Origin of the sequence: Pseudomonas sp. FYR_7, assembly GCF_043106155.1 — a bacterium.
GTDB classification, from domain to species: Bacteria; Pseudomonadota; Gammaproteobacteria; order Pseudomonadales; family Pseudomonadaceae; genus Aquipseudomonas; species Aquipseudomonas parafulva_B.
Window position 1 is genome coordinate 178,053 of sequence record NZ_JBICMI010000078.1, and the last position, 13,081, is coordinate 191,133.

At 62.5% G+C, this 13,081-nt stretch carries 12 protein-coding genes and 1 tRNA gene; 7 read left to right on the plus strand and 6 right to left on the minus strand.

Annotated features, from left to right (window positions below; all coding sequences use genetic code 11):
* Window positions 1-80 precede the first annotated feature (80 nt).
* Window positions 81-1,772, plus strand: coding sequence for a choline dehydrogenase (gene betA, locus ACF8R3_RS20475; protein ID WP_058604247.1), 1,692 nt, complete (start codon window positions 81-83; stop codon window positions 1,770-1,772).
* A 38-nt stretch (window positions 1,773-1,810) separates the two neighbouring features.
* On the opposite strand, the gene hisF is transcribed toward betA, so the two are convergent.
* From hisF to ACF8R3_RS20505, 6 genes are all read right to left on the minus strand, one after another.
* Window positions 1,811-2,581, minus strand: a complete 771-nt coding sequence (gene hisF, locus ACF8R3_RS20480) for an imidazole glycerol phosphate synthase subunit HisF (protein ID WP_058604246.1) — start codon at window positions 2,579-2,581, stop codon at window positions 1,811-1,813.
* Between the two features lie 83 nt (window positions 2,582-2,664).
* Complete coding sequence (gene hisA, locus ACF8R3_RS20485) at window positions 2,665-3,414, minus strand: 1-(5-phosphoribosyl)-5-[(5-phosphoribosylamino)methylideneamino]imidazole-4-carboxamide isomerase (protein WP_058604245.1); 750 nt, start codon at window positions 3,412-3,414, stop codon at window positions 2,665-2,667.
* A 27-nt stretch (window positions 3,415-3,441) separates the two neighbouring features.
* Window positions 3,442-3,702 carry a DUF2164 domain-containing protein gene (locus tag ACF8R3_RS20490; protein ID WP_027914086.1) on the minus strand — a complete coding sequence of 87 codons (261 nt, stop codon included), beginning with the start codon at window positions 3,700-3,702 and terminating at the stop codon, window positions 3,442-3,444.
* Window positions 3,703-4,341 (minus strand): imidazole glycerol phosphate synthase subunit HisH, encoded by a 639-nt coding sequence (gene hisH / locus ACF8R3_RS20495; protein ID WP_196186519.1) that lies wholly within the window; start codon window positions 4,339-4,341, stop codon window positions 3,703-3,705. It lies immediately after the preceding gene.
* Window positions 4,342-4,935 (minus strand): imidazoleglycerol-phosphate dehydratase HisB, encoded by a 594-nt coding sequence (hisB, locus tag ACF8R3_RS20500; RefSeq protein WP_023532883.1) that lies wholly within the window; start codon window positions 4,933-4,935, stop codon window positions 4,342-4,344.
* A gap of 261 nt (window positions 4,936-5,196) precedes the next feature.
* Window positions 5,197-6,858: an OFA family MFS transporter gene (locus tag ACF8R3_RS20505; protein ID WP_392516068.1), complete on the minus strand. Its 1,662-nt coding sequence runs from the start codon at window positions 6,856-6,858 to the stop codon at window positions 5,197-5,199.
* Between the two features lie 283 nt (window positions 6,859-7,141).
* On the opposite strand from ACF8R3_RS20505, the gene ACF8R3_RS20510 reads away from it, so the two are divergent.
* From ACF8R3_RS20510 to ACF8R3_RS20535, 6 genes are all read left to right on the plus strand, one after another.
* The gene (locus ACF8R3_RS20510) at window positions 7,142-9,397 is read left to right on the plus strand and encodes an AsmA family protein (protein ID WP_197844363.1); all 2,256 of its coding nucleotides are present in this window, start codon (window positions 7,142-7,144) and stop codon (window positions 9,395-9,397) included.
* Entirely contained in the window at window positions 9,394-10,458 is a 1,065-nt protein-coding gene (mutY, locus tag ACF8R3_RS20515) for an A/G-specific adenine glycosylase (RefSeq protein WP_058639171.1), read from the plus strand. Before ACF8R3_RS20510 ends, mutY begins: the two co-directional genes overlap by 4 nt.
* The gene (locus ACF8R3_RS20520; protein WP_058639172.1) at window positions 10,458-10,730 is read left to right on the plus strand and encodes an oxidative damage protection protein; all 273 of its coding nucleotides are present in this window, start codon (window positions 10,458-10,460) and stop codon (window positions 10,728-10,730) included. Before mutY ends, ACF8R3_RS20520 begins: the two co-directional genes overlap by 1 nt.
* Window positions 10,731-10,821: 91 nt before the next feature.
* A tRNA-Phe gene (locus ACF8R3_RS20525) sits at window positions 10,822-10,897 on the plus strand.
* A 224-nt stretch (window positions 10,898-11,121) separates the two neighbouring features.
* Window positions 11,122-12,102, plus strand: coding sequence for a polyphosphate kinase 2 (ppk2, locus tag ACF8R3_RS20530; protein ID WP_058604238.1), 981 nt, complete (start codon window positions 11,122-11,124; stop codon window positions 12,100-12,102).
* A gap of 87 nt (window positions 12,103-12,189) precedes the next feature.
* Window positions 12,190-12,633, plus strand: a complete 444-nt coding sequence (locus ACF8R3_RS20535) for a hypothetical protein (RefSeq protein ID WP_058639911.1) — start codon at window positions 12,190-12,192, stop codon at window positions 12,631-12,633.
* Window positions 12,634-13,081 lie beyond the last annotated feature (448 nt).

Sequence of the window (13,081 nt, forward strand, 5' to 3'; positions counted from 1 at the left end):
CACTCATCCATTTGCGCGTCAGGCCTGGCTGCACCAGGTGCAGCGCCAGACGCGCAACTGCTTCCGGAGGAAGCTTCCCCATGGAATACGATTACATCATCGTTGGTGCCGGCTCTGCCGGTAACACCCTGGCTACTCGCCTTACCGAAGACGCAGGCACCACCGTGCTGCTGCTCGAAGCCGGCGGCCCTGACTATCGCTTCGACTTCCGCACCCAGATGCCAGCTGCCCTGGCCTTCCCGCTGCAAGGCCGCCGCTACAACTGGGCCTACGAGACCGATCCGGAGCCGCACATGGACGGCCGCCGCATGGAATGTGGCCGTGGCAAGGGCCTGGGTGGCTCCTCGCTGATCAACGGCATGTGCTACATCCGCGGCAATGCCCTGGACTTCGATGGCTGGGCTGAGCTGCCAGGCCTGGAAGACTGGACCTACCTGGACTGCCTGCCGTACTTCCGCAAGGCCGAAACCCGCGACATCGGCCCCAACGACTACCACGGTGGTGACGGCCCATTGAGCGTGGCCACGCCCAAGGCTGGCAACAACCCGCTGTTCAACGCCATGGTCGAGGCTGGCGTACAGGCCGGCTACCCACGCACCGAAGACCTCAACGGTTACCAGCAGGAAGGCTTCGGCCCGATGGACCGTTCTGTGACCAAGAATGGCCGCCGCTCCAGCACTGCCCGCGGTTACCTGGACCAGGCCAAGAAACGCCCCAACCTGACCATCGTGACCCACGCTCTGAGCGACCGCGTACTGTTCGACGGTAAGCGCGCCATTGGTGTGAGCTACCTGGTGGGCGACAGCGAAGAGCGCGTCGAAGCACGTGCCCGCAAGGAAGTGATCGTCAGCTCCGGCGCCATCGCCACACCGCAACTGCTGCAGCGCTCCGGCGTGGGCCCGCGCGCTCTGCTCGAAAGCCTGGACATCCCGGTCGTTCACGACCTGCCAGGCGTTGGCGAAAACCTGCAGGATCACCTGGAACTGTACCTTCAGTACGCGTGCACCCAGCCCGTCTCGCTGTACCCGTCGCTGCTGTGGTGGAACCAGCCGGCCATCGGCGCCGAGTGGCTGTTCAACGGTACCGGCATCGGGGCCAGCAACCAGTTCGAGGCCGGCGGTTTCATTCGCTCGCGCCCTGAATTCAAGTGGCCGAACATCCAGTACCACTTCCTGCCGGTGGCCATCAACTACAACGGCTCCAAGGGCGTCAAGGAACATGGCTTCCAGGCGCACATGGGCTCGATGCGCTCGCCTAGCCGCGGCCGCGTGCAGGTCAAGTCCAAGGACCCACGCCAGCACCCAAGCATCCTGTTCAACTACATGGCCACCGAGCAGGACTGGGAAGAATTCCGTGACGGTATTCGCCTGACCCGCGAAATCATGGCCCAGCCAGCGCTGGACCCGTACCGTGGTCGCGAAATCAGCCCAGGCGCGCACGTGCAAACCGATGAAGAACTGGACAAATTCATCCGTGAGCACGCCGAAACCGCCTACCACCCATCGTGCTCGTGCAAGATGGGCACCGACGACATGGCGGTGGTCGATGGCGAAGGCCGCGTGCATGGCATGCAGGGCCTGCGTGTAGTGGATGCGTCGATCATGCCGATCATCATCACCGGCAACCTCAATGCCACCACCATCATGATCGCCGAGAAAATCTCGGACAAGATCCGTGGTCGCAAGCCGTTGCCGCGCAGCACCGCCAAGTACTACGTGGCCAACGATGCGCCGGTCAAAGGCAAGCCCATGCGTGAAGTGAAGCAGGGCTGATCACCAAAGGGGCTGCCTGGCAGCCCCTTTTTTTCGAGTCAGCGAACGACTATTCCGCGCGCTGCCATATAGGCCTTGGCCTCAGGCACCGTGTACTCCCCAAAATGGAAGATGCTGGCAGCCAACACGGCGCTGGCATGCCCTTGCAAGATGCCATCGGCCAAGTGCTGAAGGTTACCCACCCCGCCCGAGGCGATCACCGGGATGCTCAACGCATCGCTGATGGCACGGGTCACGCCCAGGTCGAACCCGTTCTTCATGCCATCCTGGTCCATGCTGGTCAGCAGGATTTCGCCCGCACCCAGGTCTTGCATCTTCTTCGCCCACTCCACCGCGTCCAGGCCGGTCGGCTTGCGCCCGCCATGGGTGAAGATTTCCCAGCGCGGGGTTTCACCCGGGCCGGATACCTGCTTGGCATCGATGGCCACGACGATGCACTGGGAACCGAAACGGTCCGCCGCCTCGCCCACGAAGTCCGGGTTGAATACCGCGGCAGTGTTGATCGACACCTTGTCGGCCCCGGCATTGAGCAGGTTGCGGATGTCCTGCACGGTGCGCACCCCACCCCCCACGGTCAGCGGGATGAACACCTGGCTGGCCATGCGCTCGACGGTGTGCAGGGTGGTATCGCGACCATCGACGCTGGCCGTGATGTCGAGGAAGGTGATCTCGTCCGCACCCTGCTCGTTGTAGCGCCGGGCAATCTCCACCGGATCGCCGGCATCGCGGATGTTCTCGAATTTGACGCCCTTGACCACACGGCCGTTGTCCACGTCCAGGCAAGGGATGATGCGTTTAGCTAAAGCCATGAGAGGGCTCCTGGGAAGCAACTGCAAGCGGCAAGCGTGAGACGACACGGGAGACGCACCAGGCGCCCCCTTGTCGCGCTCGCTTAGCGCTGGCCAATGCTCGGGTAGTTGTCACAGAAGGCCTGGGCCTCGGCTACGTCGAGGGTGCCCTCGTAGATGGCGCGGCCGGTGATGGCGCCAATGATGCCGGGCGCCTTGGCTTCGAGCAGCGCCTTGATGTCGCCCAGGTTGTGGATGCCACCCGAAGCGATCACCGGAATCGACGTGGCTTCTGCCAGGGCCTTGGTGAACGGTACGTTGCAGCCCTGCATCATGCCGTCCTTGGCGATGTCGGTGTAGACGATCGCCGAGACGCCATCGGCCTCGAAGCGCCTGGCCAGGTCGATGACCTGCACGGTGCTCACTTCGGCCCAGCCATCGGTGGCGACGAAGCCGTCCTTGGCGTCCAGGCCGACGATGACCTTGCCAGGGAAGGCCTTGCAGGCCTCGGCCACGAATTCAGGCTGCTTCACCGCCTTGGTGCCGATGATGACATAGCTGACGCCAGCCTTGACGTAGTGCTCGATGGTTTCCAACGAGCGGATGCCGCCACCGATCTGGATCGGCAGGGTCGGGTAGCGCTTGGCGATGGCGGTGACCACTTCACCGTTGACCGGCTGGCCTTCGAAGGCACCGTTGAGGTCGACCAGGTGCAGGCGACGGCAGCCGCCCTCAACCCACTTGGCGGCCATGCTCACTGGGTCATCGGAAAATACCGTGGAATCTTCCATGCGGCCCTGGCGCAGACGCACGCAGGCACCGTCCTTCAGATCGATAGCGGGGATAATCAGCATCTTGGGAACCTGTCCGTTCTTGGGGTTTCAGGGCTTCTCGAGCGCCCACAGATCGCTTTCGATGCTCTCGAACCGCTCCTTGAGGTGCAGCTGAACATCGGCGATCGCCCTGTTGTAGTAATGGGGTGCAATGTGATGGGTGAACAGTTCGAGCACCTCGGCGACTTCGAATGACCCCAGTTCCAGCTCGAAACGGTCTTCGAGAAAGCGCTTGAGCGTATCGAGCGCTTCACGCTCCTGCTCGGGGGCCAGCGTGAGGATCGGCGCCTTGGTCTTCGAACGGCTCATTTACCAGCGCCCGTCCCAGGCCACGAAGTTCTGCAGCAGTTGCAGGCCATGGGTATGGCTTTTCTCCGGGTGGAACTGGACCGCGAAACGCGAACCATCGGCCAGCGCCGCGGCGAAATCGACGCCGTAATGGCCACGGCCAACCACTTGGGTGGGCTTGCCGGCGGCAATGTAGTAGCTGTGCACGAAATAGAAACGCGCCCGGTCGCTGATGTCGTGCCACAGAGGGTGGTCGACGCTCTGGCTGACTTCGTTCCACCCCATGTGCGGCACTTTCAGATGCTCGCCGTCTTCTTGCAGGTCTTTGCCGAACAAGCGCACCTGGCCCGGGAACAGGCCAATGCAGTCGACGCCGTCGTTTTCTTCACTGTGCTCGAGCAGCGCCTGCATGCCTACGCAGATGCCCAGGAATGGGCGATCCTGGCTCACTTCACGCACCAGGCTGTCAAAGCTCAGGCGCCGAATCTCGGCCATGCAGTCGCGAATGGCACCAACGCCTGGGAACACCACCCGGTCCGCTTCGCGGATCACCGCTGCATCACTGGTGACCAGTACCTTGCCAGCGCCGACGTGCTCAAGCGCCTTGGCCACCGAGTGCAGGTTGCCCATGCCATAGTCGATTACCGCTACCGTCTGCATTTACAGGCACCCTTTGGTGGACGGCATCTGCCCGGCCATGCGCTCGTCGAGGGTAACAGCCATGCGCAGTGCGCGGCCGAAGGCCTTGAACACGGTCTCGATCTGGTGGTGGGTGTTGTGCCCCCGCAGGTTGTCGATGTGCAACGTGACCAGGGCGTGGTTGACGAAGCCCTGGAAGAATTCCTGGAACAGGTCGACGTCGAAACCGCCGACGCTGGCACGGGTGTAAGGCACATGCATCTGCAGGCCGGGGCGGCCGGAGAAGTCGATGACCACGCGCGACAATGCTTCGTCCAGCGGCACATAGGCGTGGCCGTAGCGGAAGATGCCTTTTTTGTCGCCGATGGCCTGGGCGAACGCCATGCCCAAGGTGATACCGACGTCCTCGACGGTATGGTGATCGTCGATATGCAGGTCGCCCTTGCACTCGATATCCAGATCGATCAGCCCGTGGCGGGCGATCTGGTCCAGCATGTGTTCAAGGAAAGGCACGCCGATATCGAATCGGGCCTTGCCACTGCCATCGAGGTTGATCGAGCACTTGACCTGGGTTTCCAGGGTATTGCGCTCGACGGAAGCCTTACGTTCGACCATCACCAGCTCCGCAAAATCATTAGGCGAAAAGGGCTGCATTATAGGCGCAGATGGCCGCTGCTTGGAACGCGCAAGACATATGGCAAGCCCAGTGATGACGGGGTCGGATACCGCTACAGGTCTATACAACCGGGAGGAAATGACCGCTTTTGCGATAACTCTAGGGCCGCCACTGAACGCGGCCCTGTTGCACTTGCCGACAGCATCGATGCCACGGGGCCCGGCGCGAATGCCCCATGACAACGCTTCGACCGGCCTAGGTCAGTGGAACAATACGGCGGTCTTCTGCAGGGTCACCCAGACGCCCCAGGCCAACGGCACCACCACCACGGTCCAGGCCAACAGCACCAGCGGCAGGCTGCCAGGTGCGGCCTTCCATTCGAGGGATCGCGCGCCGTCAGCGCCCTTGTCGTGGCTCAACGCCCGTTCGGCGGCCAGTTGCGCATCGGTCATGAAGTGCTTGTCGGCCACCGGGCGGATCAGCATGTTGCAGATGAAGCCCAGCACCAACAGGCCAGCGAGGATGTACAGGGTCATGTCGTACGCTGCCGCACGCTCGACGCCAGCCGCCAACTGATACTCGCGCAGGTAGGTGATCAATACAGGCCCCAGCACCCCGGCGGCGGCCCAGGCTGTCAACAGGCGCCCATGGATGGCGCCGACCATTTGCGTGCCGAACAGGTCGGCCAGGTAGGCCGGTACCGTGGAGAAGCCACCGCCGTACATCGACAGGATGATGCAGAACGCCGCCACGAACAGCGCCACGTTGCCCAAGTGGCCCATGTTCGGGATCAGGCTGTACAGGCCAACGCCCAAGGCAAAGAAGGCGAAGTAGGTATTCTTGCGCCCGATATAGTCGGAGAACGACGCCCAGAAAAACCGCCCGCCGATGTTGAACAGGCTCAACAAGCCGGTAAAGCCCGCCGCAATGGCGGCAATCTGCGCCAATTGCGCGGCATTGAGCTGGCTGAAGGTGAGTTCATTGCCCAGCAGCTTGCCAGCGAACACTTCCTGCAACAGCGGCGAGGCCATGCCAAGAATACCGATACCGGCCGACACGTTCAGGCACAACACCAGCCAGACCAAAACGAACTGCGGGGTTTTCCAGGCTACGCTGACGTGCACATGGCGATCGGTGACCATGCCGTTGCCCGCCTTCTTGGCCGGTGCGCTCCAGCCTTCGGGCTTCCAGCCGGTGGGCGGGATGCGATACGCCAGGGCGCCGGCCGTCATGAACACGAAGTAGATCGCGGCCATGACCACGAAGCTCTGCCATACGCCCACCTCGTGCGCGTTGCCAAAATGGCCCATCAGCGCCGTGGCCAACGGTGCACCCACCATGGCTCCGCCGCCGAAGCCCATGATAGCCATGCCGGTGGCCATGCCGCGCTTGTCCGGGAACCACTTGATCAGGGTGGAAACGGGCGAAATGTACCCCAGGCCCAAGCCAATGCCGCCGATCACACCGGAACCCAGCCACATCAGCCACAGCTGATGGGTCTTCACCCCGATGGCGGAAATCAGCATGCCGCCACACCAGCACAGCGCCGAGACCAACCCGGCCTTGCGCGGGCCGGCGTGCTCCAGCCAACCGCCCAGCACGGCGGCCGAACAGCCGAGGAAGACGAAGAATAGGGTGTAGATCCAGCTGAGCATCGAAATGGGCCAGTCGCACTCGGCGCTGAACAACCGGGCAATGAAGCTCATGTCTGGCGCGCATGCCACTGGCGCCGTAATGCCCAAGGCTTGCGACAACGGCAGCCAGAACACCGAAAAGCCATAGGCCATGCCGATGCACAGGTGAATGGCCAGAGCAGCCGGGGGCACCAGCCAGCGGTTGAAGCCCGGCCGGGCGATGATGCGTTCCTTGGAGAGGAAGCCTGGCGCACTGGCCAGGGCATCCGCCGTCACGGTACGGCTCATGGAGATGATCCTTTTTATAAGTTGTGGAGGCAGGCAAAGCGGCGCAAGGGTGCAGTATCCGATCACATGAAAGCAATCTGATATCGCCCATTTTAGTTCGGCTGACACGGTCAGGCGCTGTAGCCGATCTTTCTGAACTGCCATGATCACCGCTGTCGAAAGCCGTAGCATCTGCTTGGCATGTAGGAAATGGCCGGTATATCCAGGCGAATAAACAGGGACGGCCGCTGCGGCGCTATACTCTCGCGCTTGAATTCACATTCCGATAGTTAAGGACTCGCCCATGAAAGCGTTCGGCAAAATCCTGGGCCTAGGGCTTCTCGGGTTGTTGCTGATCATCGTGGCGCTGGGCTTTGCCCTGACCCACCTGTTCGATCCCAACGACTACAAAGACGAGATTCGCCAGTTGGCGCGCGACAAGGCTCATGTGGAGCTGACCCTCAACGGCGACATTGGCTGGAGCCTGTTCCCATGGCTGGGGCTGGAGCTGCATGACGCCAGCATCGCCACCTTGAATGCGCCCAAGTCGCCCTTTGCCGACTTGCAGATGCTGGGCCTGTCGGTGCGGGTACTGCCGCTGCTGCGCCGCGAGGTGCAGATGAGCGATGTGCGCGTCGAAGGGCTGAACCTGATCCTGACCCGTGACGAACAGGGGCATGGCAACTGGGAGGACTTCGGCAAGCCATTGCCCGCGTCGGCCGAAGGCAAGACCCCTGCGCCAGGGGATACGCAGGGCACCGAAAACAGCGATCAGCGCTCCGGCACCGCCAGCGCAGACCGACCGGTCAAGCTCGATATCGACAGCTTGACCGTGAACAATGCACGCGTGCAGTACACCGACGCACGCAGCGGCGTCAGCTACAACGCCGAAAGCATTCAGCTCAGCACTGGCGCGGTGCACGAAGGCGCCAGTATTCCACTCAAGGCCAGCGCATTCATCAGCGCCAGCCAGCCCAACATCAAGGCGCGCACCGAACTGGCCGGCGAGCTGCGCCTGGACCGTGCGCTCAAGCGCTACAGCTTCGAAGACATGCGCCTGTCGGGTGAAACCTCCGGCGAGCCTACCGGCGGCAAGACCGTGACCTTCGCCGCCCAGGGCCAGCTGCTGCTCGACCAGGCCGCCAACGTGGCGTCATGGAACGGCCTGAAACTGTCGGCCAACCAGCTGCGCGCCCTGGGCGAACTCAACCTGCGTGAGCTGGACAAGACGCCGCAGCTAAGTGGTGGCCTGTCCATTGCGCAGTTCGACCTGCGCACGTTCCTGGACGGTATCGGCCATCCGCTGCCTGCTACCCAGGACCCGGCCGCCTTCGGCAAACTCGAACTGGTCACGCGCCTGCAGGGCACGCCTGCCAGCATCGCCCTGGAAGATTTGTCGGTGAAACTGGACAGCAGCACCTTCACCGGGCGCGTGGCGATCGAAGATTTCGCCAGGCAAGCCCTGCGCCTGCAACTTAAGGGCGACAGCTTCGATACCGACCGGTACCTGCCGGCCAAAAGCGAAGAGGCCAAGGGCGCCACTGCTGCGCGCAAGGCCCAGGTACAGCAGCAAGAAGCCAGTGCCGTGGCCGGTGCAGGCAGCACACCGCTGCCCGACGCCCCCACCCAGGGCGCTTGGAGCACCGACAAACTGCTGCCGGTGGACCGTCTGCGCGTCCTCGACCTGCAGGCAGACCTGAGCTTCGGTTCGCTGACGCTGGACAAGCTGCCCATCGGCAACGCCCGCCTGACAGCCAATGGCCAGGGTGGGCTACTGACCCTGCAAACCTTGCGCGGTGACCTGTACAACGGCACCTTCGAGGCCAAGGGCACGGTCGATGTGCGCCCCGCCGTGCCACAACTGGGGGTCAATACCCGCATCCAGCGAGTACCGGTCGAGCACTTCATCAAGACCGACGACAAAGACAAGACGCCGCCGGTCAAGGGCCTGCTGACCCTGTCCAGCGACCTGACCGCCACCGGTAACAGCCAGAAAGCGCTGGTGGACACGCTCAACGGCACGGCCAACTTCACCATCAATGACGGTGTGCTGGTCAATGCCAACCTCGAACAGCAACTGTGCCAGGCCATCGCCACGCTCAACCGCAAGTCGCTCAGCGGCGAGCCGCGCGGCAAGGACACCCCGTTCCAGGAGCTGCGTGGCAGCGTGGTGATTCGCAATGGCGTGGCCAGCAACCCTGACCTTAAGGTGCGAATCCCAGGCCTGACCGTCAACGGCCATGGTGACGTGGACCTGCGGGTATTGGGCATGGACTACAACGTGGGTGTGATCGTCGAGGGCGACCAGCGGGCCATGCCCGACCCGGCCTGCCAGGTCAACGAGCGCTATGTGGGTGTGGAAGTACCGCTGCGCTGCCGTGGCCCGTTGGAGCTGGGCGCCAAGGCTTGCCGTCTGGACAAGGACGGCATGGGCAAGGTCGCTGCCAAACTCGCAGGCAATCGCCTCAAAGACAAGATCGACGAAAAGCTCGATGAAAAACTCGGAGACAAAGTGAGCCCGGAACTCAAAGACGCGCTCAAGGGGCTGTTCAAGCGATGACACCCGAGCAGTTTTCCAGCGCTGTGCTGGAGTGGTACGACGCACACGGTCGGCACGATCTGCCCTGGCAACAGGGCATCAACCCGTATCGTGTATGGGTGTCTGAGATCATGCTGCAACAGACCCAGGTCAGCACGGTGCTGAACTATTTCGACCGCTTCATGCACGCGCTACCGACCGTGCAGGCGCTGGCCGAGGCGCCCGAGGACGAGGTGCTGCATTTGTGGACGGGCCTGGGCTACTACACCCGCGCCCGCAACCTGCAGAAGGCTGCAAGAATCGTGGTCGAGCAGCATGGCGGGGTGTTCCCGCGCAGCGTCGAGCAGCTTACCGAGCTGCCGGGTATCGGCCGCTCCACAGCCGGCGCCATCGCCAGCATCAGTATGGGCATTCGTGCGCCGATCCTGGATGGTAACGTCAAGCGGGTGCTGGCCCGGTTCACCGCCCAGGCCGGTTACCCCGGTGAGCCGAAGGTGGCCAACCAACTGTGGGCCACCGCCGAGCGCTTCACGCCCAAGCTTCGTGCCAACCACTACACCCAGGCAATGATGGACCTGGGCGCGACGCTGTGCACCCGCAGCAAACCCACCTGCCTGCTCTGCCCGGTACGGCGCGGCTGCGAGGCGCACCTGCATGGCGAAGAAACCCGCTACCCCGAGCCCAAACCGCGCAAGGCGCTACCGCAGCGGCGCACGCTGATGCCGCTGCTGGCCAACGACGACGGCGCCATCCTGCTGTACCGTCGCCCGTCCAGTGGCCTGTGGGGCGGGCTGTGGAGCTTGCCGGAGCTCGACGACATCGGCCAGCTCGACGACCTGGCCGACCAGCACGGCCTGCGCCTGGGCCGCAGCCGCGCCCTGGACAACCTGACCCACACCTTCAGCCACTTCCAGCTGGCCATCGAGCCTTGGCTGGTGCACGTCGACCCGGTCGAAGGGCACATGGTCGAGGCCGACTGGCTCTGGTATAACCTGGCCACCCCACCGCGCCTGGGCCTGGCCGCCCCGGTGAAGAAGCTGCTCAAACGCGCAGCCGACGAACTGATTGCAGGAGATGCCTGATGACCCGCACCGTGATGTGCCGCAAGTACAACGAAGAACTGCCCGGCCTGGACCGCCCACCCTATCCGGGGGCCAAGGGCCAGGACATCTTCGATCACATCTCGCAGAAGGCTTGGACCGACTGGCAGAAGCACCAGACCATGCTGATCAACGAAAAGCGCCTGAACATGATGAATGGCGAGGACCGCAAATTCCTCCAGGCCGAGATGGACAAGTTTTTCGCCGGCGAAGAATACGCCCAGGCAGAAGGCTACGTCCCGCCCTCGCAGTGACCTCGGAGAACGTAAGCGACGGAATTAATTTAATATTTTTTTCAAAAAGTCGTTGACGAGCAGTCTGAAAGTCTATTTAATTCACCTCGTCGCCCAGATAGCTCAGTCGGTAGAGCAGAGGATTGAAAATCCTCGTGTCGGCGGTTCGACTCCGTCTCTGGGCACCACCTTCAGCTTCTGGTGGTTGCAAAGTTACCCGAAGCGACACAAAAAACCCGCCCAGTGCGGGTTTTTTGTTGCCTGTCGAAAAGTGCTGGTGGACCGCCCTTCGTCATGGGTAGCCGTCGAGCAGCAGCACTCATCCCGGCCAAGTTGACCAACATCAAAAAGCCAGCCCCCTGTCGTCCTTAGCATTCAAGGTAAACATTCGAACCACCTTGCAAGGACCTCCATGAGCGAAGACGCCCCTCTCCAGACTTCCCCACCCCTCGAGAACGCTGCCCCCAAGGCCAAGCCGCGCACTCGCCGCCCCCGCCCGCGCAAACCCGAACCTGCCATCACCGCGATCAGCCAGGCGCCCGCCGCATTGGAAGTCGCCACCGCCCCCAAGGGCAGCAGCGAAGACAGCACATCGGCGCGCTTGCCATTAGGCTACCCCTACCCGCAGCGCTTGCGTCGACAAGAGTACGAAAGGGCCAAGCACGCCCTGCAGATCGAGTTGCTCAAGGTGCAAAGCTGGGTGAAAGAAACAGGTCAGCGGGTGGTGATTCTGTTCGAGGGGCGGGACGCTGCAGGCAAGGGCGGGACCATCAAGCGGTTCATGGAGCACCTGAACCCCCGGGGCGCTCGCATCGTTGCGCTGGAAAAGCCGTCGGAGCAGGAGAAAGGCCAGTGGTACTTCCAGCGCTATGTGCAGCACCTGCCCACGGCGGGAGAAATGGTGTTCTTCGACCGCTCCTGGTACAACCGCGCCGGCGTTGAGAAGGTGATGGATTTCTGCTCGCCCCTTCAGTACCTGGAGTTCATGCGCCAGGCGCCGGACCTTGAGCGGATGCTGTGCAACAGCGGCATCCTGCTGTTCAAGTACTGGTTTTCGGTGAACCGCGAAGAACAACTGCGCCGTTTCATCTCGCGCCGTGACGACCCCCTCAAGCACTGGAAACTGTCGCCCATCGACATCAAGTCCCTGGACAAGTGGGACGACTACACCGCCGCCAAGGAGGCCATGTTCTTCCATACCGACACCGCCGACGCGCCGTGGACGGTGATCAAGTCCGATGACAAGAAGCGTGCGCGCATCAACTGTATCCGCCACTTCCTGCATTCGCTGGACTACCCGGACAAGGACTTGAGCGTGGCCTACGCGCCGGACCCTCTGCTGGTCGGCCGGGCATCGCGCGGGTTCGAGGAGGACGACGCGATCGCCAGTTGACGGCCACTGGTGCGTGCATGGCACTTGGGTTTCGCGGGCAACTGCGCTTCAATACGCGCACTTTCAAGCCCCACCCAAGGATTGCCCATGGCCACCTCTACCAAGCAACAAAAACGCGCCAAGCGCGCCGCCACCAAGGCCAAGCAGAACCGCATGGTACGCAGCGGCCAGGCCGTGAAGGCCAGCGCAGGCGATAGCGCCAGCGTCGAGCAGGTGTTCGACAAGGCCATGGCGTCGGCCAGTTACGACCCTCTGTTCAAGAAAATGAAGGAAGCCCAGGAAGGCGGCCTGGTGCCGATGATCTCGGTATTCCTGGTGGACCCGCTGCTGGCCTTGGTGCTCAAGGGCCACAAGGAAGAACACGCGACCGACTATATCGTGATGGTATTCAACGCCTACCGTGCATGGCTCGATGGCGCGGACGAAGACACGACCATGGCGTGGCTGGAAAGCGATGAGTTCCAACAGGCTTACCTGGCTGCGTCCGAGCTGGTGGCCAAGCAGCAGCAACAGCAGAAGCAGTTTGGTTGATTGCTGTCAGGGGCGGTTCGTCGCAGGGCGAACCGTCCCGGCAAGTAGCTGGGAGGGCTGAAGCTTTTTTGAAGGACTCCCCGGCACACAGCTGGAAACCATCCCATGTGTGGGCCTTGCCGGGGCGCCTGATCGGCCCTGATGGGCTGCGCGGCAGCCCCAGGATTTCAGCTTCTGAATTGATATTGTCGGGGCCGCTTTGCGGCCCATCGCGGCACGAGGGCCGCTCCCACAAGAGCGGGTTATCCTGCAGATACAGTTGATCCTGCAAGGCAAAACGACAAGCTGGTGAGCTGCCGATGACCTCAATGCTGCAGGGTCAGTAGCGGCTTGCAGTGCCAACCTATCGCTGAGTCAAAAGCCTTGAAAGGTTATGGCTCTCTGCTTCAAGGAAGTGCCATGCATGGCGATGGCGACTACATACAGCAGATAGCTTGCTGACGCCATC